Here is a 24,237-nt window from a genome sequence, read left to right as displayed (position 1 = left end):
TTGCTTGTAGAATTTCTTGATGAAATTCTCTTTGCTGGGGCCCCGCCCGCAAGGATGACTAGAACTGAGAAAAGCTTAATTTAAGCGACTTCTCAGTTCAGTCATCTACTGTGAATTTGTAAAATAGCATCATTATATTATTTATGTCCCAGGCCTTATTGTAATTATTCAGGTCTAGGGTTACGTTTCATTTTCACGTATTGAGAAATGCTGTACAATACGATACCGAACCAAATGAGCGCGAACGTAACTAATTGTTGCGCATCAAAATGTTCTTTAAATGCAAAGATACCTAAGAAGAACATGATAGTTGGACCAACGTATTGAATGAATCCTGTTAGAGATAACGGAATACGTTTGGCACCGGCTGAGAATAAGATTAATGGAATGGCAGTTACTGCACCTGAGAACATCAACCAGAATGTGTCCATATTCAAACCTACTGATGATGTTCCAGTATTCCATAAATAAATCATATATATTAATCCTGCTGGCGCTGTAACGATACATTCAATCGCGATACTGCTTATGGCTTCAATTTTAACAATCTTCTTCAACAAGCCATAAATACCGAATGAGAATGCTAACATTAATGAGATGACTGGGAATTCTCCAACGCGAATCGTCATATACAGAACTCCGATTGTCGCAAAGATGATTGCTAGCGTTTCAAATTTATTGAATCTCTCTTTTAGGAAAATGAACGCCAATAATATACTTACTAATGGGTTAATATAATAACCTAAACTAGATTGAAGTACGTGTCCATTTGACACAGCCCAGATGAACGTTCCCCAGTTGATTGTGATCACATAACCAGCAATAATAATGACGATTAGTTCAATTGGATGTGAGAATAAATGTTTTAAATCACGTTTGAACGTTTGTGATTTCTTTAAAACTACGATCATTAGTATCATAAAGATCATAGATAATACAATGCGGTAAGCTAAGATTTCAAATGCACTAACGCCACCAATTAATTTCCAATAAATTGGCAAGATACCCCATAATACATAAGCACCTAACGCATATAGAATCCCTTTTTTAAATTCAGTATTGGAATTCATCCTAACCCTCCTAACGATATAACCCTGGAAATATGTTTTAATTAATAAAACTATGGTACCAATAGTTAAGAAAGTTAGGTATATAAACTGCTCAAAATCATTCAAATTCTTAGTAATTTAGGTTGAATTTATTTGATTTTAGACATCCTACCCCCTAACATCACACAACCCGAAGTCTCCCTTTTACAAATGAAAAAGAACCAGCGCCTAGAAAGTCGCTGATTCTGACATAAATATTGATATTCAATTATCCACCAAAGAATAAATCGACAATATCACTCGTTCTATTATTATTTGTTTTGTAAAATTCCGTATAACCACAATTTTTACAAGTTATTGTTTTAAAGTTGTTATGCTGCACATCAAACATCTTAGATAGTCCAGATCCTGTTGCTGATAATGTTCCTTCTTCCACTTCCGTATGTCCACATTTCACACATCCGTTTCCTGTGTTTCCAGTCATAAACAACACTCCTTATATTGTTTCTTACTTGTTCTATAACCTGTTTCCTATCATTTAATCTTTAAATAAGTAATAACTTATTGCGCATTTAAAATATAACTAATGACATTTTTTCATTGCCATATTCAAACATTTTCAATGGAATTTCTCACATAATTATCATAAGTAGAAGGTTTTACATTGGGCTTCAATATAGTTGTGAGACTTTCACCATGACCTTGTCACACCGTTGTCACAATTACTGTGACAAAGTCGCATTTTCTTTGTGTTGTAGACGCTTTCTTGTGCCATTACAATTGAATTATCAAATCAGAATAAAAAAAGAGGTGTAGTTATGGCTCAAACAGAGACACAAGAGAAAAAAGGTCTCGGCCGTAAAGTTCAAGCGTTTGGTTCATTCCTTAGTAGTATGATTATGCCAAACATCGGTGCGTTTATCGCATGGGGCTTTATTGCTGCGATTTTCATTGATAATGGTTGGTTCCCTAACAAAGAATTATCTCAATTAGCAGGACCAATGATCACATACTTAATTCCATTACTGATCGCATTTAGTGGTGGTCGTTTAATTCACGACTTACGTGGTGGTATCGTTGCAGCGACAGCAACTATGGGGGTTATTGTTGCATTACCAGATACACCAATGTTACTTGGTGCAATGATTATGGGACCACTTGTTGGCTGGTTAATGAAGAAAGTTGACCAATTCTTACAACCTAGAACACCACAAGGCTTTGAAATGTTATTCAATAACTTCTCAGCGGGTATTCTAGCATTTATTATGACAATCCTTGGCTTCAAATTATTGGCGCCAATTATGCAATTCATCATGCACATCTTATCTGTAGCAGTTGAATTCTTAGTACACTTACACTTATTACCAATCGTAAGTATCATCGTAGAACCAGCTAAAATTTTATTCCTTAACAACGCGATTAACCATGGTGTATTCACACCTCTTGGTACTGACCAAGCAGCAAGTGCAGGTCAATCAATTTTATTCGCAATCGAATCAAACCCTGGACCAGGTATCGGTATCTTATTAGCGTACATGATCTTCGGTAAAGGCACAGCGAAAGCAACTTCATATGGTGCAGGTATCATCCACTTCTTCGGTGGTATTCATGAAATTTACTTCCCATATGTATTAATGCGTCCATTATTATTCATCGCTGTTATTTTAGGTGGTATGACTGGCGTAGCAACTTACCAAGCAACTGGTTTCGGATTCAAGAGTCCAGCTTCACCAGGTTCATTCATCGTGTATTGTTTAAATGCACCTAAAGGTGAATTCTTACACATGGTATTAGGCGTATTCTTAGCAGCACTTGTTTCATTCGTAGTTGCAGCATTAATTATGAAATTTACTAAAGAACCTAAACAAGATTTAGAAGCAGCAACAGCTAAAATGGAATCTACTAAAGGTAAAAAATCTAGCGTGTCTTCTAAATTAACTGGTGCGACAACTGGTACTGGCGCAGCTGGCGTAGCTGCTAACAAAGCTGATGATGAAGATAAAAAAGAAGCTTCATCAGAGGACGAAGAAGAAGACTTACTTGATAACTACAACACTGAAGACGTAGACGCTCACGACTATAGCAACGTAGACCATGTTATTTTCGCATGTGATGCGGGTATGGGTTCTAGTGCAATGGGTGCAAGTATGTTACGTAATAAATTTAAAAAAGCAGGCATTTCAGACGTTAATGTTACAAATACTGCTATTAACCAATTACCAAATAATGCACAACTTGTTATTACACAAAAAACATTAACAGACCGTGCAATCAAACAAGTTCCAAACGCAATTCATATCTCAGTGGATAACTTCTTAAATTCTCCACGTTATGAAGAATTATTAAACAACTTGAAGAAAGATCAAGATAAAGCATAATTAAATAGTTTGGGAGTCGAACATATTATTTCTATCACTTATGTTCAGACTCCTTTCAAGGGGGGACACACCATGTTAATGAGTACACGTGAAAAGGAAATCATTGAACTGCTAATTAAGTATTACGGTCAATACGTCACGATTTATGAAATTGCTCAACAACTTGGCGTGTCCTCTCGTACTATTCATCGTGAATTAAAAGGCATTGAAACCTACCTCCAAGGCTTCAATATGAAACTTGAACGGGCAAACAAAAAAGGGATTAAGTTATCTTGTGATGATGATCAAATCCAGCTATTAAAACAAGAAATGGCGCAACACGATACCATTGACTTGTCTGTTGAAGAACAAAAGGCAATTATTCTGTATGCGCTTATTCAATCTAAGCATGCTGTTAAGCAATACAGCTTGGCGCAAGAAATTGGCGTATCTGTTCAGTCATTAACCAAATTGCTTGATGACCTAGAGAATGATCTCGCTAGCTATCAACTTATACTTTATCGCAAGCGTGGTGAAGGGGTATATCTTGATGGCCCCGAATCAAAAAAACGTGAATTCTTAAGTCAATTGATGGTCAACAACTTGAATAGTACAAGTGTTTACTCAGTTATCGAGAACCACTTCGTCTATCAATCGATTAATCAATCGCAACAAGCTTTAGTCGACCTTGATAGCATATTTAAGATTGAACGTATTTTAATGGATTACCTAGGCCAATTGCCTTATACCTTAACAGAATCGAGTTATCTGACCTTAACCGTCCATATCGTGTTAAGTATTGCTCGTATTCAAAATGGTGAATATGTATCGATTAATGAAGATATTCATAATTCTGTAAAAGACACATTTGAACATCAAATTGCCACAGAAATTGCGAAACGTATAGAGACACTATACGACATCGACTTTAACCAAGCGGAAGTCACTTTTATAACAATTCATTTACGTGGTGCAAACCGTCGAACAACCTCCAAGATGTTTGAGAATAATGAATTTGACGACCGTAAAATACAAGCATTTGTAAATCGTGTAGAGCGCTTATCAGGCCAATCATTCGAAGACTATGCAACACTAGTTCATGGCTTATCATTGCACATTAATCCAGCGATTAATCGTTTGGAAGCAAACATTGAGACGTACAATCCACTTACCGAGATGATTAAGTACAAGTATCCTCGTCTCTTCGATATTGTACACAAGGCCATCGATCAGACATGGCCGGAGTTAGTCTTCCCGGATAGTGAGATTGCCTTCATCGTCTTGCATTTTGGTGGCTCCTTGAAAAGTCAGTCCACCCAACTTCTACATGTTTTAGTTGTCTGCAGTAGTGGTATTGGAACAAGTCGATTGTTGGCAACACGATTACAACAATCTTTTAATGAAATAGAGAAGATTACACAAGCGTCCGTCAGTGATTTAAAAATGTTAAATCTAGAGGATTATGATGGCATTATTTCAACGGTTAAATTGGATATCACAACGCCATTTATTACCGTTAATCCATTGCTACCAGAATCCGATGTGACGTATGTAGCATCATTTTTAAAGACAACCGAGCATAAAGCGAAACAACATGAAGAGAATGAAATGAAGCATTCGATTCAAGACCCTGATCAAGTGGTCAGGAACATCGAACACGGCTTAACATTGTTGAACTCTATGCAATTTGAATACAAAGATGTAACTATTTGGAATTATTATTTAGCTGACTATCTTGAGGAACATGGCGTCATTGCGCCGAATAGTCAGACGTCATTCGCTGAGCTGTTGCAAGATAAATTAAATCAGAATCCCGGTTGGATATTGCAACCCTATCCTGTTGCAATTCCACATATGAAGGATGATTTAATATTACGCCCTCTCATTTTAATCACGATATTAAATGAAAGTTTGGGCATGCAAAGTACTCAAAATGACCTTTTCAAAATTAAATATATGGTTAGCCTATTCATCCCAAATAATGATGAAATGGCACAACTTGTTGGGGAATTATCTGCTGAATTAGGACATCATCTCGAGCAAATTGATGACTTCATGCAAGACCCTGACGCTATGAAACACATATTGAGAGATAGCTTTTTAAAACGAATTCAAAACCAATTAACTTAGGAGTGTATAAAATGACTGAATTATTTAGTAATGACAATATCTTTTTAAACTTATCTGTAGGAAGCCAAGACGAAGCAATTGAAAAAGCTGGTCGTGCTTTAGTAGATAACGGTTCTGTAAACGAAGCGTATATCCAAGCAATGAAAGAACGTGAACAACTTGTTTCAACATTCATGGGTAACGGTTTAGCAATTCCTCACGGTACTGACGAAGCTAAAGGTGATGTATTAGCATCAGGTTTAACATTACTACAAATTCCTGAAGGCGTAGATTGGAACGGCGAAACAGTTAAAGTTGTTGTTGGTATCGCTGGTAAAGATGGCGAACATTTAGACTTATTATCTAAAATCGCAATTACATTCAGTGAAGAAGAAAATGTTGATCGTATCGTCAACGCTAAATCTGCTGAAGAAATTAAACAAGTCTTCGAGGAGGCTGACGCATAATGAAAGCAGTACACTTGGGAGCTGGAAATATTGGCCGTGGATTCATCGGCTATATTCTTTCAGATAACAACATTGATGTAACATTTGCAGACGTTAATGAGGAAATTATTAACGCATTAGATAATGAAGGCGCGTATAACGTTATTCTTGCTAATGAAGAGAAAACAACAACACGTGTTACTGGTGTTAGTGCGATTAATAGTGGTCAACCTTCAGATGAACTGAAACAAGCAATTCTTGAAGCTGACATTATTACAACTGCAGTTGGTGTGAACATCCTTCCTATCATTGCGAAATCATTCGCACCAGTTTTAAAAGAGAAAGAAAATCACGTTAATATCGTAGCGTGTGAAAATGCGATTATGGCGACTGATACGCTTAAAGAAGCAATCTTAGACATCACTGGTCCATTAGGTGATAACATTCACTTCGCGAACTCTGCAGTTGACCGTATTGTCCCACTTCAAAAGAATGACAATATTTTAGACGTTATGGTTGAACCTTTCTTTGAATGGGTTGTTGAAAAAGATGCTTGGTACGGTGAAGAGTTAGAACATATTAAATATGTTGATGATTTAACACCTTACATCGAACGTAAATTATTAACAGTTAACACTGGTCATGCTTTATTAGCATATGCTGGTCGCTTCTATGGTAGAGATACTGTATTAGATGCTGTTAAAGATGAAGCTATCGTTGCAGATTTACGTCAAGTATTAGGTGAAACAAGCGAGTACATCGTGGATAACTTCAGTTTCACTAAAGAAGAACAAGCGGCTTATGTTGAGAAGATTATTGGTCGTTTCGAAAATCCATACCTATCTGACGAAGTAACACGTGTAGGTCGTGGAACAATTCGTAAAATCGGTCCTAAAGATCGTATTATCAAACCTTTATCTTATTTATATGAAAATAATTTACGTCGCAAAGGCTTATTAAAAGCAGCAGCGTTATTATTAAAATATGATGATATGAACGATAAAGAAACAGTTGAAATGCGTGAATACATTGATGCACATGGTGTGAAAGCATTCTTACAAGAATATGCGAAAATCAATGACCGCTTAGCAGATGAAATTGTAGCTGTTTATGAAGAATTGTAATTCATTACTTTAACAATTTAAGTAATTTAATATGAGTATTTTACACAATACTGCGTATTGTTGCTGCTCGCTTGCTCTAGGCATCGCTGGGAGCGAAACAGAATTTAATTATTAAGAATTCGTTTTTTCGCCCCCACAAAGTTGATTAGATGTTAAGCATATGAATGCTTAATGTCAATCAACCACTGTGAAGCCAAGTTATTTATAATTGAAAAGAGTTAAATCACTTTATAAGCCTTTTTCAAAGTCTTGTAGGTTGTGATTTAACTCTTTTTTTATTTAGGTTTTGTCTCAGTGCTAATGCTATTCCTAGTAGCGTCTCGCAGCCAATACTTCGTATTTTTAGCAACTAAACTTTATTATTCTAGCAATCTACAATAATTTAGTTGAACCTATGTTCTTAATTAATAATCATTCAAAGTCTCATAACTTAAAGTTATGAATACATAAATAAGTGATATGAATACTTTCACAATTTAAAGGAATAGTTAAATAAAGGGTGTTCATGAATATATCTTGGAGGTATTATTAATGGGAAAATTAGATGGTAAAGTCGCATTTATTACAGGTGCAGGTTCTGGTATGGGTAAAGCACAGGCCATTCTTTATGCATCAGAAGGTGCTAAAGTTATAATCGCTGATATCAATGAAGAAACTGTGAACCAAACAGCTAGTGACATTATAGCGCATGGTGGCGAAGCACTGCCAGTTACAATCGATGTATCTAATAAAGAAAGTGTTGACCACGCTGTTAAACAAGGTGTTGAAGCATTTGGTACGATTAATATCTTAAGTAATACAGCTGGTATTCTAGATGATTATAAACCAACGCTAGAAACGTCAGAGGAATTATGGGATAGAATTATTAATATCAATTTAAAAGGTACGTATCTTGTAACGAATGCAGTGTTGCCACATATGATTGACAATGGCAAAGGTACTGTTATTAATATTGCTTCTATCGGTGCATTTGTAGCTGGCGGTGGCGGTGCAGCTTATACTTCAGCGAAACATGGTATTGCAGGTTATACGAAACAATTATCATTTGATTATGGCCTTAAAGGTATTAAAGCAAACGCCATAGCACCTGGTGCTGTTGATACTGGCATGACACATGCGATGTTTGAAGAAGGTTCTGCAGATGTTATGGAAAAAACAAATTCTGTACCTGCTGGTCGTTATGGTCAACCAGAGGAAATTGCACAATTGTCACTCTTCCTAGCAAGTGATGATTCTGATTTCATCCATAGTTCAATTATTCCAATCGATGGTGGTTGGTTAGTCGATTAATGATGTATTCATATTTCAATGATGCGTCAGTAATAAAAGCGTTGAGTCACTATCAATGAAGTGACTCAACGCTTTTATCAATCATTTAAGAATTACGTTTTTTTTCTTTTCGGTTCGTGTAGTAAGCATGGCCGAAGAATGCAATGTTCATCCCGATTATTAGAACGATATAAAGTACAATTGATATCGTTAAAAATTGCTCGTTAGAATGGCTATGTGCTTTAAAGATTTGTCCTATTATATTAGGTAAGCAAACGATAAATAATACGAGTGCAAATAGTTTTTGTTTAACAATGAAACATAGCAACATGACGATTGCTAATAATATGAGCCCAGTAATGATGCTTTGGGTTTGATTTAGTGTCACAAGTGTATATATTGGGTATCTTTTGGCAATAAACGTACTTAAAACCATCAGTGAGAAAAGAATTATTCCTCCTATAAATGCATAGACATATACACGTTTAGCATCGCCATATTTCATAATAGCTTTCTTTATTAAAAATAATGGTACGACAACACTTAATACGAAGATAAAAATTGTATTTAAAATATATCCTAATGTTAGGGTGACGTCATTTTCAAAGAAATCTGGAATTGTGAATATCGCAAACATAAAAAGCACAAAGTACGTTAAATATTTAGGTAGTCCTTTGGTAAAGCTCATTTCTTTAGAAAAGTTATCCGCATAATCTTTAACTGATGTGTTTAAAATATCACTAACATCGTCGCCATTCTCTTCTGCTGTTTCAAAGTGATCTTCTAATTCATCGCCAATTGCATGTACTTCATCTTCATCCTTACCTCTAAACATTAATTCTGCTTTTAATTTAAATATATAGTCCTCTTGTTCTTTAGTCATCATATTCATCACTCCCGAATAAGTTATTCATTCCTGAGTTAAGATAACTCCATTTCTCTTTGAATCTTTTTAACTCTTCTTGTCCACTTTCAGAAATCGTGTAATACTTCCGTTTAGGTCCACCGTTATCCGATTTGCGCGTGGTTGTGTGAACATATCCTTTCTTGCTTAACCTAAGCAATACAGGATAAATACTACCATCGCTAATTTCAGGAAATTGGTTTTCTTTTAATTTCTCTAAAATTTCGTACCCGTATGTCTCACCCTTAGCTATAAGTCCAAGTATTGCGCCATCTAAAAGCCCCTTCATCATTTGATTAGATACTGACATGTCATCACCTTTTATTAACTATCTTATAATATAAGATAGTGTATTTTAAAAAATAAGTCAACTATCTTACGATAAAAGATAGTGACCGCTTAAGTATTGCTAAATTGCATTTTATTAATTTACTTTAATAATTGCAGTTTAAATAATAATGCGTAATGTTAACGAATGAGGTTTATTACTTAAACAATTTAATTTACTTTAACATTTTAATCGCTACGTTAATTAACGAGTTACATAAATAACACATTAAAACCCCCAGCAATTTTGACGAGCCTGGGGATTTTTCATGCTAGTAACTTATATATTATAATTCGTTTTATGTGTTTTTAATCAAAACGCTAATGCGTTAAAAGGTATAGATTATCAATGTATTTTACTAAGACTTTAAAAGATCATAATCGATTTTACTTAATGATATATTGCTTTTCCAAAAGATGCATCTGCACTTTCACCAATCACTTCCGATAGTGAAGGATGTGGTTGTATAATTCGAGAAATATCGTTTAATGTACCGCCCGAAACCTTAATGCCTAAGATTTCACTAATTAAATCTGTCGCATGAGGTCCAACGACAAATCCACCTAAAATCTTACCATCCTGCTTATTCGCTACTATTTTAACCATTCCTTGTGTTTCACCTTTTAAGATTGCTTTAGGATTCTTCTGAAAGGTGCAGTCGTCACTTCAACCTCATAACCCGCCTCTTGTGCTTGTAATTCTGATAAACCTACTGACGCAGATTCCAATCTTGTATAAATACATCTTGGTATATCCTCTTGATTTATCGGTTCTGGTTGTTTGCCTGCAATATATTCTGCCACATATTTACCGTGTGCACTTGCAGTATGTGCTAACTGATAGCCTGGCACTAAATCACCAATCGCATAGACGTGTGCGTAACTAGTTTCATAATGTTCATTAACTTGTAAGCATTTGCCATTTTGTTCTAAATTAAGCGCCTTAGCAACTTGAACATTGGGTTGTCTCCCTGTCGCAAAGAGCAATGTTTCATATAGAATTTCTTTAGGGCCATCTTTTCCATCAATTTCCAAAGTCTTGGCATTCACTTTCTTAGTTTCTGAATTGGTGATGATGTTAACACCTTGTTGTTGCAAATAGGTGGATAGATGGTCACGTATTTCTTTAATTTCACTAGATAGGATGCTATCGCCCTTTTCCAAAATCGTAACATCTACGTCTAAATCAGCCATTGATGAGGCTATTTCCGAGGCAATAACGCCGCCGCCAATAATCACAAGTTGTTTCGGCAGCTGTTCCATGTCGAAAAATGTATCAGCTGTTTCAAAGTGCGCTTTATCTAGCCCTTCGATTGGTGGTACGAATGGCTTTGTTCCTGTCGCTAAAATAATATCTTTCGCGGTATAAATAGTTTGATCGACTTGAACTTTTAATCCTTCTAATACTTCTGCTTCCCCTTCAATAAAATCAACGTTGTGTTGTCTTAATGCGTCTCGAACATCATCAGTCACTGTCTTAACCACTTGATCTTTACGTTGTACGAGACTAGTTACATCAATGTCTATGTGATTCGTTTTAATTCCCCAATTGTTTGCAGAATGAATATCTCTCACTTTAGCACCATATTCTAAAAATATCTTCGACGGTATACAACCTACATTGAGGCATACACCACCAACGTGCTGTTTCTCAACAATCGCTACATTTTTGCCTAGTTGTGCTGCTCGAATTGCTGCGACATAACCTCCAGGTCCTGCTCCAATAACGATCAAATCATACGATTTAGACATCATTTGTACCCCTTTCACCTTTGAAGTTGTTTTCATCCCTTAATAACCTTTGTTATGAACATAACCACTTGTTTAATGTGTAAGCGCTTTTATACCCTTTTAATTATATATTAGAGTTATATTTTTATAATTTCAAATAAACGTAAGTGACAGAATTTTTACTTTTTCAATATAGGGCTTTGTTTTGTGCGAAAGGATTGGAAGTGTGGTTCGAGACATGAAAATACCCCCAGCACTTTTTTGTGTACTGAGGGTCTTAATCAAATTAAATATATTTGTTATTAAAGAATTAATAGATATGGATTTTCAATATATTTAGTTAATACTTTTAAGAAATCAGCAGCGCTCGCACCATCAAGAATTTGATGATCAAACGTTAAGCTTAACGGTATACGTGATACTTGTTTAACACTATCTCCTTCAAGTACAACTTCTTTAGAAAGTGCACCTACACCTAGGATTCCTGTTTCACCCAGGTTAAGAATTGGTGTGAAATATTCGATGCCACTCGTACCCATGTTGGTGATTGTGAATGTAGCACCTGACAGTTTAACATCATTTGTATTACCATCACGTACCGCTTCTGCTGAAGATTTAATCTCTTTAGCTAAAGCACCAATACTTTTAGTGTCTGCATTATTTATAACTGGTACCATTAACCCTTCGTCGAGTGACGTTGCCACACCTAAATGAACATCATCATATTCTGTAAGTTGACCATTTTCATATCGAGCATTCATTGCACCATAATCTTTAAGTGCTAAGACGATGGCTTTAGCTAGCAATGCTGTGACAGTCAATTTAGTATCTTGATTTGCATTCTCAAGTTCAGCTGATAGTTTGTTTTTGAAATCTAACAAACGGTCAGCATCCACTTTACGATGTAATGTGAGTTGTGCTGTTTCGGCCAAGCTTTGACGCATATTCTGTGCTATACGCTTACGCATTGGATTTAGTCCTTCACCGACATTAGCACTGTTAAATTTAGTGTTCTTATCCTCTTTAGATTGCATATCCTCATTTTTTGCTTCAATATCATATCCTTGCTCTTCTACACGTTGAATATCTAATTTTGTTATACGATTATTACCACCTGTACCTTGAATTCTAGTGATATCAAAGTTTTTATCCTCCGCCATCTTGCGTGCAAGTGGTGATATAAAGATACGTTTACCATTTTGGGGTTTAACATTATTAGACATATTTGTATCTTCATCATGATTACTATCATCTTCATTTACAGAAGTTGTATCGTTGGTTTGTTGCTCTTCATCGTCTGATTGTGAGTTATTGAATTCTTCATTATCAGAATCAGTCGTACTACTTGATTCAGTACTTTCTCCTTCATCACCTATAATACCAAGTACAGATTTAACTTCAGTTTCTTCTCCGGCTTGAACTTTAATTTCGAGTAATGTACCACTAGCCGGTGCCTCAACATCTTGCGTTAGTTTCTCAGAACTGATTGTACAGACGCTTTCCCCTTGTTCGACAGTGTCTCCTTCAGCTTTAAACCATTCTTCGACTGTGCCTTCTTTCATCGTCATACCGAGTTTTGGCATAATAATATTTTCGCTCATCGTTCAACACCTCCTTGCCTATGAATTAACTTTTTTCAAGTCTTCAATTAGTTCAGATGCAACATCTAATACTTTATCTACGTTTGGTATATAGGCTTGTTCAAGGTTTGCTGCGAATGGAACTGGTGTATCCGGTGCAGTGACTTTCTTGATTGGTCCGTCTAAATAATCAAAACCAATATCACCAATAACAGATGCAACATCTCCCGCTACATTACATTGTGGATTTGATTCATCAATCACAATTAAACGACCAGTCTTCTTCACTGATTCTAGAACTGTTTCTTTATCCCATGGTGATACAGAACGTAAATCAATAACTTCAACTGAAACGTTATCCTCTGCTAACTTCTCTGCTGTCTCTTCAGCAACAGCAACCATTTTACCGATTGCTACAATTGTTAAATCCTCACCTTCACGTGTCACATTTGCTTTACCAATTTCTATTGTGTAAGGTTCTTCAGGCACATCACCTTTTTGTCCTAATAATGTTTTATCTTCTGAAAAGACTACTAAGTTATCATCTTGTACTGCTGCCATTAACAGTCCTTTAGCATCATAAGGATTAGACGGCACAACCACTTTCACACCTGGAATAGCGGCGAACATGTTATATAACGATTGAGAATGTTGTGCTGCTGCACCTGCACCAGCGCCATGAACTGTACGTACCACAAGTGGGATTTTAGCTTTACCACCAAACATGTAACGCATTTTTGCACCTTGGTTCAAAATAGGATCTAAACCAAATCCAATAAAGTCATTGAACATTAATTCTGCAATAGGACGCATACCGGTAGCTGCCGCACCTACAGCAGAGCTGAGTGTAATATGTTCTGCGATTGGTGTGTCAATAACACGATCTCGACTATATTTTTTCGCAAGTCCTTTAGTCACACCAAAAACGCCACCAAATGTATCGTCATCTTTAATATGTTCTACACCTGCACCACCTGAAACGTCCGTACCAATGAGAATAACATTATCATCTTGTTCCATTGATTGATCGATTGCTTCGTTAATTGCACCCATAAATGTTAACTTGCGTTCTTCACTCATAGTTATGACCTCCTTTTAGGCAAATACATCTTCGTGTAATGAATCTACATCTGGTAATTCACTTTCATCTGCATATTTCACTGCATCTTCTACTGCTTGTTCAGCTGCTCGTTCAATTTCATTTAATTCTTCTTCTGTTAACCAACCTTCTTCAAGTGCTTGACGTTTAAAGTCTTCTGTTGCGTTTTTGTCCGCATTACGATCATTTGGCGATTTAACTTTTTGTTCGTCCCCTTCAAAATGACCATATTTACGATACGTGTCACACTCAATTAGCGTAGGGCCTTCACCATTTTTTGCTCGTTCTACAGCTTCTTGTGCTGCTTTATAAACCTCAACGACATCCATGCCATCCACTCTGACACCTGGCATGTTATAAGCTGAAGCACGCTCTGCAATTGTTTCTGAAGCACTGGCATAATCATGTGTTGTACCTTCACCGAATTGGTTGTTTTCACAAACAAAGATAACTGGAAGGTTTAAGATTGAGGCAAAGTTAAGGCCCTCATGGAAATTACCTTCATTGGCTGCACCATCACCAAAGAAACATACAGCAACATTCTTTTTACCTTGATTTCGAATAGAAATACCTGCACCAGTAGCAAGTCCGAAGCCACCACTTACGATACCATTGGCACCGAGCATTCCTTTATCTATTTCTGCAACGTGCATGGAACCACCTTTACCATGACCAAGTCCATCACGTTTACCCATTATCTCCGCCATCATGCCATTAAGGTCACATCCTTTGGCAATTGCATGTCCGTGTCCACGGTGTGTACTTGTAATATAGTCGTCGTCTTCAAGTTGTGACATTACACCAGTTGCTACAGCTTCTTCGCCTACGTATAAGTGAACAAAACCAGGAATCTTACCGTCACTAAAGATTTTATGCACCTTTTCTTCAAAGTATCGAATTTCATTCATCGTTTTATAAATCCAACGTGCTTGTTCTTTTTCCATCGTTAGTTCCTCCTATCATTCATTGATTTGTTCTGTTATCACATATGAATGGCTTTTCCAAAGTATGCATCTGCGCTCTCGCCAATTGCTTCGGATAGAGAAGGATGTGGTTGAATGATGTTAGATAACTCATTCATTGTACCTTCTGAAGCTTTGACACCTAATACTTCACTGATTAAATCTGTAGCATGTGGACCAACAATAAAAGCACCCAAGACCTCTCCATATGCTTTATCAGTCACAATTTTAATAAAGCCTTGTGCTTCTCCTTTTACGAGTGCCTTTGCATTTCCTTGAAAAGAAGATTGTGTAACAGATACGTCATAACCCGCTTCTTTAGCTTGAGACTCAGATAAACCAACTGATGCTGCTTCAAGACGAGTATAAATACAACGTGTAATATTGTTTGGAGATACTGGCATTGGTTTTAATCCAGCCAAAGTTTCAACAACATGTAATCCATGTGCACTCGCTGAATGTGCAAGTTGATAGCCCTTAACAAGGTCTCCAATAGCATATACATGATTAATTGTTGTTTGATAATGTTCATCGACTTGTACAAATTTACCATCCATATCGATATCTAGATCTTCAGCTACCTTGATGTTCGGTTGTCGACCAGTTGCCACTAATAAAGTATCAAATGACACATCTTCATGATTATCCAAAATCACTTTAGAGGTTGTTACTTTAGATATCTTTGCGCCTGTTAAAATTCTTATACTTTGATTCTTCAAATGGTCCTTTAACAGTTCACGTACTTCTTCAATCTCGGTGAGAAGAATATCTTCATTAACTTCAATCATTGTAACCTCGACTCCTAAGTCAGCCATTGAGGATGCTAACTCAGTAGCGATAACACCGCCACCAATAATTGCGAGTTGTTTAGGCAACGTTTCTATATCAAAAAATGTGTCTGTCGTTTCATACTTTATGTCATTTAATCCCTCAATAGGAGGAATAAAAGGTTTACTACCAGTTGCTAGAATAATATCTTTCGCTTGATATGTTTGATTATTAACTTTAACTTCTAAATCTTTTGTTACAGTAGCTTCACCCTTAATGAAAGTAACTTTGTTTTTCTTTAATAATTGCTTCACACCACCTGTGAGCGTGCTAACAATGTGTTGTTTACGTTGCACTAATTTAGAGAAATTCACTTTCATCGCTTGCGTCTCAATTCCCCAATCATTAGCCTTACGTATATCATGTGCTTTCGTTCCATGTTCGAGTAGTGTTTTAGAAGGTATGCAACCTACGTTTAAACAAGTCCCCCCTGCGTTTGTTTTCTCTACAATTGCAACCTTTTGACCTAATTGTGCAGCGCGAATAGCGGCAACATATCCACCAGGTCCTGCACCAACCACAATCAAATCATATGAGTCCGTCATCACTATCACCCACTTCCGTAAGATCATATCGTTGTGCATCCCAAAACATTCTGTAAAAACATAGAAATGAGATATGCCATATTCTTAATGTAAGCGTTTTCTCATTTCTTTAATTACATTCTATACTCATGATTTTGAATTTTCAAATAATTGTAAAATTAAATTTTTATATACTTATTTCTATTATTTCATATAAGTTTTATAAGATTTGGAAGATTATCTTGCTACTCACTCAAATAAAAAAACCTCTAACCAAGTTGGCTAGAGGATTTTATTATGGCTGCAATTTCATTATTGCGCCAAAGTTTTGTTGTGCGTTTGTGAATGTAATAAATGCAATGAGTTCAACAATTTCTTCTGTTGTTAAACTGTCTTTAAGTACGTTAATAATATTGTCCGGAATTTGGTCACCCATCTTAATAAACACTTCTGTAAATCCTATGCAAACGGACGATTTTTCATCTTTAAGACTGCCGGTAGGTTGACCTTTAGCTTTACAGTACTGACAACCGTTCTTTTGCGCTAACATTCTTCTTAACTCTTCTTTTAATTCTTTGTTAAGTGCGCCGTCATTTTCTAACACATCACTTAGCTGTGTCCATGATTGCATTAATTCTTCTTGATGACCTAATAATTTTTGAAAAGGCGTGTTACCTATACTTGAATCATTAATAATAGACATTATCATTCCTCCTTAACCTATATTTTATTGCTAAATTTTCATTTTAGACTTAATATTTATAAGGAATTTAATTCAATTATTTTAAATTTTTAAGGAGTTAGTGTAGGTGGACCAAACAAATCAAAAGCTGTTAGAAATTTTATTGAAAAATAGTAAAACATCACTTAATGAAATTAGCCAAAAAGTAAATCTATCCGTACCTGCAACAAGGGATCGTATACATAGATTAATTGATATGCGCATTATCAAAAGTTATACAATTGAAATTGATTATGCATTGTTGGGATATGATATTGAAGCACTCATCGAATTGACGATTAAAAATAATTTATACAAAGACTTTAAAGATTATATTGCTCAACAAAAGAATGTTGAATTTTGTTATAGAATCTCTGGAGATAGTTGTTTTATGTTTAAAGCTCGCTTTGAAAACATGAAAAAAGCAGAGAATTCCATCGATTCTCTGCAAACATATGGTCATAGTAAAACACATTTTATCTTTTCAAAAGTGATTTAATAGAACTATTTTAAATCTTTACTTTTCATTTTATTCATTTCATTTTTAGCTTTTTTTTCATTATCTTTCTGGGCTCTATCCCATTCAACATATAAGAATAATAGGAGGATAACGGTTAATATAATTGTTCCAATAAGTTTCAGTTGAAGAAAACCTGTAATATGTAAATAAGTTATTACTATCACGGCTATTACTGGAATAATTGAGCCTATAAATTTATTACCTGTTCTTGAAAGAAAATATTGTGTCGCTACGACAACTGCAAAAAATAGTGCCGGTAGAAACATTTTAATAATTTCCAAGTTCACTTTCATCCTTTCCGTTCTTTGTTATACAAATCTAGAATGGTTTTCGCATCATTTAATTCAAGCTTTTCTTCAATTGCTAAGGTTCTAACGAAACTAACTAAGGAGCTATCTTCTTGTTGCTCTGACATTTTGACTTTTTCAATGACATTGTTCAAACGTTGTCTAACAGTTGGATATGAAACTTCATAATACTTCGCTAACTGTTTTAAAGATCCAGAGTATAGAACTAAATTTTTGATAAATTCTATATCACCCTTATCTAGGTTTAAAATCCAACTTGGTATTTCATTTTGATTCACAATTGCTCCTCCTCACCAATAACTATAACAAATACTTTAATAATATTCAAATTTATTTAAATAATCTTAAATTTTACTTAAATTTATTTAATTATAATTGACTTTTTATTAATGTCTAATTTCTAATTTAACATAAAAATGGTCTATTAAGATGAATTTTTCATCCCAATAGACATTATGATTTTTAAACTAATGCGTCTTTAATCTTTTGCAGTCCTTTTATCATGATTTCACGTGGAACAGCGATGTTTATTCTGATATGTCCTTCTGCATTATGAACGAATTGTTCTTGTCCTTCAATGATAACGCCGGCGTGTTTGATGAAATATTTAGCGATTGGTTCATCTATGTGTTTTGCTTTAATGTAATAGCTTAGATCAACCCATGCGAGGTAGGTTGCTTCTGGAATTTTAAATTCTGCATGTGGCAGTTCTTGTTCTAAAAATTGTGCTAGGTATTTAAAGTTATCGTCTAGATAATCATTCATAGCAGCTAACCACTCTTCGCCCTTTTCATAAGCAGCCTGTGTCGCAACGATACTTAATGGATTCTCAGAACTAAAGTGATGTAACTTCCATGTCTTTAATAATCTTCTATTCGGAATAATAATGTTTGAGAACATTAAGCCTGCTATATTAAATGCCTTACTTTGAGACATTGCGGTAACAATCTTATCGTAATCTGGCACTGCTTTAGCAAAAGGTACATGTGTTTGACCGGCCCGTTTAATGTCGCAGTGAATTTCATCTGAGATGATCCATACGTCATTATCGACCATAATTTGTCCCAATTGCTTTAATTCATCTTCAGACCATACACGACCTGTTGGATTATGTGGATTAGCAAAGATACATACTTTAATATTTTCTGTTTCCACTTTTTGACGGACATCTTCAAAGTCGATTTCATAGTATCCATTATGATTAATCATCGGAGAATATACCGTCTTAATATTATTTTTATCACAAGCCATTTTAAAAGGACCGTAGCTTGGTGTTAAAATCAACGCTTTGTCGTCGTTGTCACAAATATAGCTTACAAGTTCAATTAACCCTGCAACAATCCCATGAGAAAATACAAGGTGATCTTGCGGAAATGTATAACCAAATCGTCGTTCTGTCCATGACACAAAAGCCTCATAATAATCTGTGCCAAATATGTTGGTATAACCTAAAATCTTTTTATCGAGTCTTTCTCTTATCGCATCTAACACAACTTCAGGTGTCGCGAAATCCATATCAGCTACCCACATACGAATCAGTTCATCATGTTCTTCTAAATCTGAAGTATCTGCGTCTCCAAATAAATAGCCTTTATAACCTTCTACATTCATCGCATTTGTAGAACGACGGTCTATGATCTCATCAAAATTGTACGTCACATGAATGCCTCCTAGAATCAATATTTAATATGTTTTATTGTAATACCTCTAATTAATGAATTCACTTTCTCTGATTTCACTTTTAATAATTAAACTTACGCAAGTCCATCAATAACGTAAGTCACACCTAGAATTGCAAATGTGATGGCTATCATCGTTGATACTAGAATCATCCCCATCATAGGGTTAAATAGTAAAATAATTCCTAATAGTAAGCCTAAAGCGTTAACAATGATAGATAGTCCCTTCAAACGGCTTTGTTTTGAAATGGTCATTAGTCCAATAACTGAACTTACAATAAACCATGCGGCAAACATAAATATGAAGAAGGTTGAACTTGCCCCAACGTTAAATATCACAAGTAGTCCAAATATAATATCAATAATTCCTATGACAACAATTAATCCTGAACTGCTACCGGCAAGCGCTCTCGCAGCACGACGGAATAATAGTTGAATCACTCCATTAATAAGAATAAATAAGCCAATAAGCCAAGTAAGTGTGTAGAAATTTTTAACAGGATAACTGAAAATGATAACTGCAACAATTAAGAGTAACGTTCCCATAATTAAGCTTGACCATTTTAATTTTCCTTTGTTTTGTGCCATTCAAATTCCTCCTCTCATTAAAAAATAGTTATTATATAAAGTATATTGAAGTTGCGTTGGACTAACAACGAATACATCTTACATCGTTTTACATGAAACATATTATATTTAATTCACGACCTCTTCAGTTTCTTACTTTTCCGAAAAGGGTAGACTGAACGTAGTATAAAATTAGGAGGCGTATCAATGAATACAAAAAGAGCATTAGTTGTAGTAACAAGTGTAACGAAATATCCTGATATGAATCGTCCAACTGGATTATGGTTTGGTGAGGTTGTTCATTTCGCGGATGTCTTATATAAAAATGGTTATAAAGTACATTATATCAGTCCAGAAGGTGGATATACTGCCATTGACCCTCAAAGTTTACAAGAAGATATGATGACAGATTTAGACTGGGAATATTATCAGAATAAGGACTTTATGACACGTCTTGGTCATACAGTTACACCTGACGCAGTTAAAGCTGAAAATTATGATGTCATTTATTTTGCTGGTGGTCATGGTACAATTTGGGACTTCAAAGATAATGAAGATTTACAAAAGCTAACTCAAGAAATTTATGAAAATAACGATGTTGTTGCTTCTGTTTGCCATGGTGCAATTGGCTTATTAAATGTAAAAGATGCTGAAGGTAAACATATTATCGATGGCAAAACGGTTACTGGCTTCTCAAATAGTGAAGAACAAGCAGTTGGCTTAGCCGACGTTGTTCCTTACCTTACTGAAGATGAACTTAAAAATCGTGGTGCAAACTATGAACAAGGTGATAACTGGACTGAGTTTGCAGTCGCTGATGGTCGCATTATTACTGGCCAAAATCCACAATCTGGTAAAGCCGTAGCAGAAAAATTCTTAGAATCTCAAAAGTAAAATCTTAGTCTACCCGCATAGTAAAATTTATAAAGATGCCTACATGATTGGAACAATAACGCTTTGATTCCAATATGTAGGCATCTTTATTTATCTATATTAAATTACAGCATATTCACTTTTAACATATCAATGACACCGCTAGAGGCACCAGGGAAAGCAAAGATTAATTGATTTAAATCTTGTGCTGTCATGCGTTGATTAATAATAAATACGAGTAAGTTTACTAAATCAGCTGCATCGACGCCATATATATCTGCGCCAACAAGTCGTTTCTCTTCATCTAAAACGACATACATTTCTGCATCCGTTTCATTTTTATATTCAAATACCATTTGTTTACCAAACGGAATGTGTTTAACTGTGTAACGTTCATTTTGCTCAGCTTCTTGAACACTAACACCAATTTGAGAAAGACGTGGTAACGAGTACAATACTGAAGGAATCGCTGGGTATTGTATTTCATCTTGCGTCATTCCTAAAATATGAGCCGCAATATAATTTGATTCAAATGTCGCTGTTGGTGTTAATTTAGGTATAGCTTTATCTAAGACATCGCCACTTGCATAAATATTGCTCACATTTGTTCTTAAATGACCATCTACTGAAATACCTTTCTTACTATATTCAATACCTACTTGATCTAATCCAATACCTTCTACATTTGGATTTCTACCTGTCGCATCTAAGACATAATCTGTTTCAATCGTTAAGCCAGATTCAGTTGTAACTTTGTATCCATCGCCTGCTATTTCTACTTTTTGCGTCTCTTCATTAAAGTAGAAATGTACGCCTTCGTCTTCTAATTTTTTAATAAGTTGTGTTACGTGTGTTTGATTAAAACCTTTAAGTGGTTTATCAGAGTGGTGAATCATAGTCACTTCTACGCCTGATTTGATCATTATTGATGCAAATTCCACACTTATTATACCGACACCTATAAATGTCATACGTTTTGGAAGTTCATCCATAGATAAGAAGTCACGACTATCATGAGTTAATTCTTTACCTTCAATATCTAATTTATTACTATGTTGACCTGTCGCAATGACGATATTTTCAGTTTGTAATTCCTCATCGTTCACTGTCACTGTGTGCTCATCTTTAATTACACCAGCACCCATATAAACATCGATACCTTGTTGTTCAAACATCCCTTTTAACATACCATTCATTGGATTAATCACTTGCTTTTTATAATCCATTAAATTTTCCCAGTTCACATGCAAGTCTTGTGATTGAATAATACCGTTATATTGTGCTGATTCTTCTAACACTTCGTAAGGTCCTTCAAGTAAGATTTTAGCGTTACAACCATAATTTGTACATGTACCTGCAATCGTATCTTTTTCAATAATGGCAACATCTTTACCTGCATGTTTAAGTGTTAGTGCTGCATGCCATGCTGCGTGTCCGCTTCCTATAAATACAACATCGTATTGTTTCATTTAACTCATCCTCTTTTTATTTATTCGTGAGTGCTTTTAAGGACTGTTCTAATTTGCTTAAGACTGCTTTCGTTTCGTTATATTGCGTTTCATCAAATTCTGGAGGTAAACATTGTGCGACTGCTTCAAAGACTGCTTCTTGTTGCTCATACCCCTTTTGCGTTAAAGAGACGACTAATTGACGTTTATCCGCCTCTGAACGTTGTCGTTTAACCCACCCTGACTGCTCTAATCTCTTTAAAAGTGGGGTCAATGTATTACTCGACAAATCCAACTGTTTACCTACTTCATGTAAGGGTTGATTATCGTGTTCCCATAAAGCGAGTAAAACCAAATATTGAGAATACGTTAATCCAAATGGTTTCAATTGTTGTTCATAGAATTTCGCAAATAGACGACTCACATTATAAGCAGAAAAACAAAGCTGATTTGCGAGTTTCATATCTTCGTTATTCATGACATCACCTCTTTTCAATCGTGTGCGATTAATTAAAGTGTAAACAATCGTGCACGATTAATCAAACAATCTGTTTAAACTGACATAAAATAACCTCCATACCTTTGAACGGTAGGAGGCTATGGGGTAATACATATTTATCTTAACTTTAAGATGTAATAAAGTGTATTTAAATTTATTATTTATCTAAGAAACCGTTTGGATACACCATTACTTTCAAGGCATCACCTTTACTTGTACGCGTTAATTCCATGGCTTCTCTCGTATCATTTAATTCGAATTGATGTGTGAATAATGAATCAATATCAGCATCTGTTGTACTTAAAATTTGAATACCTTGAGGGTACGTATTCGCATATCTGAAGACACCCACAATATTAATTTCATGGTTCGCAATAAATGGCACATTGATTTCGTTCATATCTTCTTGAGGTAAACCAACAATAGCTAAAGTACCGCCATCTTTTAATGAATTTAATGCACTTCTTAAGGCGATCGGGTTACCTGCTGTTTCGATTGCATAGTTAACACCTTGACCGTCTGTTAATTCTTTAATGCGTTCCACGACGTCTTCATTTTTAATATTAATTGCTGTTGTTGCGCCTAAACGTTTAGCCGCTTCTAAACGATTATCTTCTAAGTCTGAAACGATAATGTTTGTTGCGCCATAAGCTTTAGTAGCTACAACTGCCATTAAACCAACTGGACCCATACCCATAATCACAACAGTTGATCCTGACTTAATATCCGCACGTTTACATGCCTGTAAACCTACTGAGAATGGTTCAACAAGGGTTGCTTGTTCATAAGTCACTGAGTCTGGTAAATGATAAAGGAAGTCTGCCGGATGGCTTACATATTCACAGAACGCACCATCGTATGGTGGTGTCGCCATAAATTCCATATGTGGACATAAATTATATTGTCCTGATTTACAGTATTCACATTCACGGCAAGGTTCACCTGGTTCGATAGCAACACGATCTCCTACTTTAAAGTCTGTTACTTCATCCCCAACTTGTGCTACCATACCAGCACATTCATGTCCTAATACGATTGGTTTTTCGACTACGAATTCACCAACACGACCATGTGCATAATAGTGAACGTCAGAACCACAAACGCCTACTGCCATCATCTTGATTAAGACATCTTTGGGTCCTACTTTTGGCATATCTCTTTCGACAATTTCAATATCATAAGGTTCATGCATTAATGCAACGTTCATTTTCTCCGGAATAGTTTCACTCATAAATAACATCCTCCTAAGTTTATGTATCTTATATTATTCTTTCACTGAAAAAGATTCATGTAAACGATTTCATAAAAATTTA

Annotated in this window: 23 protein-coding genes and 1 pseudogene; 7 read left to right on the top strand and 17 right to left on the bottom strand. The window is 35.4% G+C overall.

Annotated elements, in window-relative coordinates; all coding sequences use genetic code 11:
* Nucleotides 1–164: 164 nt before the first annotated feature.
* A complete protein-coding gene (rarD, locus tag SBL16_RS10555) occupies nt 165–1,070 on the bottom strand; it encodes an EamA family transporter RarD (protein ID WP_016930561.1) in 906 nt (301 codons plus the stop codon).
* Between the two features lie 247 nt (nt 1,071–1,317).
* Nucleotides 1,318–1,533, bottom strand: a complete 216-nt coding sequence (locus tag SBL16_RS10550) for a zinc ribbon domain-containing protein (protein WP_037537490.1) — start codon at nt 1,531–1,533, stop codon at nt 1,318–1,320.
* 334 nt (nt 1,534–1,867) lie between these two features.
* Between SBL16_RS10550 and SBL16_RS10545 the strand changes: the two genes are divergently transcribed.
* The 5 genes from SBL16_RS10545 to SBL16_RS10525 all read left to right on the top strand — a co-directional run bounded on the left by SBL16_RS10545 (nt 1,868) and on the right by SBL16_RS10525 (nt 8,375).
* Complete coding sequence (locus SBL16_RS10545; protein WP_107612467.1) at nt 1,868–3,427, top strand: PTS mannitol transporter subunit IICB; 1,560 nt, start codon at nt 1,868–1,870, stop codon at nt 3,425–3,427.
* Nucleotides 3,428–3,499: 72 nt separating this feature from the next.
* Nucleotides 3,500–5,536: a BglG family transcription antiterminator gene (locus tag SBL16_RS10540; protein WP_107612464.1), complete on the top strand. Its 2,037-nt coding sequence runs from the start codon at nt 3,500–3,502 to the stop codon at nt 5,534–5,536.
* A gap of 11 nt (nt 5,537–5,547) precedes the next feature.
* On the top strand, nt 5,548–5,982 hold the full coding sequence (locus SBL16_RS10535; RefSeq protein WP_107612462.1) for a PTS sugar transporter subunit IIA: 435 nt from the start codon (nt 5,548–5,550) through the stop codon (nt 5,980–5,982).
* Nucleotides 5,982–7,085 carry a mannitol-1-phosphate 5-dehydrogenase gene (locus tag SBL16_RS10530; RefSeq protein ID WP_317954008.1) on the top strand — a complete coding sequence of 368 codons (1,104 nt, stop codon included), beginning with the start codon at nt 5,982–5,984 and terminating at the stop codon, nt 7,083–7,085. The genes SBL16_RS10535 and SBL16_RS10530 overlap by 1 nt, the downstream gene beginning before the upstream one ends.
* 531 nt (nt 7,086–7,616) lie before the next feature.
* Complete coding sequence (locus tag SBL16_RS10525) at nt 7,617–8,375, top strand: SDR family NAD(P)-dependent oxidoreductase (protein WP_107613963.1); 759 nt, start codon at nt 7,617–7,619, stop codon at nt 8,373–8,375.
* A gap of 85 nt (nt 8,376–8,460) precedes the next feature.
* Here the strand turns inward: SBL16_RS10525 and SBL16_RS10520 are convergent, their stop codons facing one another.
* The 8 genes and pseudogenes from SBL16_RS10520 to SBL16_RS10485 form a co-directional block, all read right to left on the bottom strand.
* Entirely contained in the window at nt 8,461–9,240 is a 780-nt protein-coding gene (locus SBL16_RS10520; protein WP_107612456.1) for a hypothetical protein, read from the bottom strand.
* The gene (locus SBL16_RS10515) at nt 9,230–9,568 is read right to left on the bottom strand and encodes a PadR family transcriptional regulator (protein WP_033079817.1); all 339 of its coding nucleotides are present in this window, start codon (nt 9,566–9,568) and stop codon (nt 9,230–9,232) included. The genes SBL16_RS10520 and SBL16_RS10515 overlap by 11 nt, the downstream gene beginning before the upstream one ends.
* A 408-nt stretch (nt 9,569–9,976) precedes the next feature.
* Nucleotides 9,977–11,337 (bottom strand): annotated as a pseudogene (gene lpdA / locus SBL16_RS10510) (dihydrolipoyl dehydrogenase).
* Between the two features lie 281 nt (nt 11,338–11,618).
* Entirely contained in the window at nt 11,619–12,917 is a 1,299-nt protein-coding gene (locus tag SBL16_RS10505; RefSeq protein WP_107612453.1) for a dihydrolipoamide acetyltransferase family protein, read from the bottom strand.
* 18 nt (nt 12,918–12,935) lie between these two features.
* Complete coding sequence (locus SBL16_RS10500) at nt 12,936–13,976, bottom strand: alpha-ketoacid dehydrogenase subunit beta (RefSeq protein WP_053041684.1); 1,041 nt, start codon at nt 13,974–13,976, stop codon at nt 12,936–12,938.
* A 15-nt stretch (nt 13,977–13,991) separates the two neighbouring features.
* The gene (locus SBL16_RS10495) at nt 13,992–14,939 is read right to left on the bottom strand and encodes a thiamine pyrophosphate-dependent dehydrogenase E1 component subunit alpha (protein WP_011274553.1); all 948 of its coding nucleotides are present in this window, start codon (nt 14,937–14,939) and stop codon (nt 13,992–13,994) included.
* A gap of 38 nt (nt 14,940–14,977) precedes the next feature.
* Nucleotides 14,978–16,330 (bottom strand): dihydrolipoyl dehydrogenase, encoded by a 1,353-nt coding sequence (lpdA, locus tag SBL16_RS10490; RefSeq protein ID WP_107612451.1) that lies wholly within the window; start codon nt 16,328–16,330, stop codon nt 14,978–14,980.
* Nucleotides 16,331–16,604: 274 nt separating this feature from the next.
* A complete protein-coding gene (locus tag SBL16_RS10485) occupies nt 16,605–17,012 on the bottom strand; it encodes a carboxymuconolactone decarboxylase family protein (protein WP_107612012.1) in 408 nt (135 codons plus the stop codon).
* A 106-nt stretch (nt 17,013–17,118) separates the two neighbouring features.
* Between SBL16_RS10485 and SBL16_RS10480 the strand changes: the two genes are divergently transcribed.
* Entirely contained in the window at nt 17,119–17,529 is a 411-nt protein-coding gene (locus SBL16_RS10480; RefSeq protein ID WP_107612011.1) for an Lrp/AsnC family transcriptional regulator, read from the top strand.
* A 5-nt stretch (nt 17,530–17,534) separates the two neighbouring features.
* Here the strand turns inward: SBL16_RS10480 and SBL16_RS10475 are convergent, their stop codons facing one another.
* The 4 genes from SBL16_RS10475 to SBL16_RS10460 form a co-directional block, all read right to left on the bottom strand.
* Entirely contained in the window at nt 17,535–17,843 is a 309-nt protein-coding gene (locus tag SBL16_RS10475) for a hypothetical protein (RefSeq protein ID WP_053016181.1), read from the bottom strand.
* Nucleotides 17,840–18,136 (bottom strand): DUF2089 family protein, encoded by a 297-nt coding sequence (locus SBL16_RS10470; RefSeq protein ID WP_053016180.1) that lies wholly within the window; start codon nt 18,134–18,136, stop codon nt 17,840–17,842. The genes SBL16_RS10475 and SBL16_RS10470 overlap by 4 nt, the downstream gene beginning before the upstream one ends.
* A gap of 184 nt (nt 18,137–18,320) precedes the next feature.
* On the bottom strand, nt 18,321–19,517 hold the full coding sequence (locus SBL16_RS10465; RefSeq protein WP_107612010.1) for a 3M3SH-releasing C-S lyase: 1,197 nt from the start codon (nt 19,515–19,517) through the stop codon (nt 18,321–18,323).
* A 95-nt stretch (nt 19,518–19,612) separates the two neighbouring features.
* A complete protein-coding gene (locus tag SBL16_RS10460; RefSeq protein ID WP_107612009.1) occupies nt 19,613–20,125 on the bottom strand; it encodes a DUF308 domain-containing protein in 513 nt (170 codons plus the stop codon).
* Between the two features lie 186 nt (nt 20,126–20,311).
* On the opposite strand from SBL16_RS10460, the gene SBL16_RS10455 reads away from it, so the two are divergent.
* Entirely contained in the window at nt 20,312–20,998 is a 687-nt protein-coding gene (locus tag SBL16_RS10455; protein WP_011274547.1) for a type 1 glutamine amidotransferase domain-containing protein, read from the top strand.
* 104 nt (nt 20,999–21,102) lie between these two features.
* Here the strand turns inward: SBL16_RS10455 and SBL16_RS10450 are convergent, their stop codons facing one another.
* The 3 genes from SBL16_RS10450 to SBL16_RS10440 all read right to left on the bottom strand — a co-directional run bounded on the left by SBL16_RS10450 (nt 21,103) and on the right by SBL16_RS10440 (nt 24,155).
* Complete coding sequence (locus tag SBL16_RS10450; RefSeq protein ID WP_107612008.1) at nt 21,103–22,446, bottom strand: dihydrolipoyl dehydrogenase family protein; 1,344 nt, start codon at nt 22,444–22,446, stop codon at nt 21,103–21,105.
* A 16-nt stretch (nt 22,447–22,462) separates the two neighbouring features.
* Nucleotides 22,463–22,903 (bottom strand): MarR family winged helix-turn-helix transcriptional regulator, encoded by a 441-nt coding sequence (locus SBL16_RS10445; RefSeq protein ID WP_053041693.1) that lies wholly within the window; start codon nt 22,901–22,903, stop codon nt 22,463–22,465.
* A 178-nt stretch (nt 22,904–23,081) separates the two neighbouring features.
* Nucleotides 23,082–24,155: an NAD(P)-dependent alcohol dehydrogenase gene (locus SBL16_RS10440; RefSeq protein ID WP_107612007.1), complete on the bottom strand. Its 1,074-nt coding sequence runs from the start codon at nt 24,153–24,155 to the stop codon at nt 23,082–23,084.
* Nucleotides 24,156–24,237: the final 82 nt, after the last annotated feature.

It is taken from the genome of Staphylococcus sp. NWU MK-U1, from assembly GCF_033283505.1.
Lineage (GTDB): Bacteria > Bacillota > Bacilli > Staphylococcales > Staphylococcaceae > Staphylococcus > Staphylococcus haemolyticus.
This window is presented reverse-complemented; position numbering and strand designations above follow the sequence as displayed.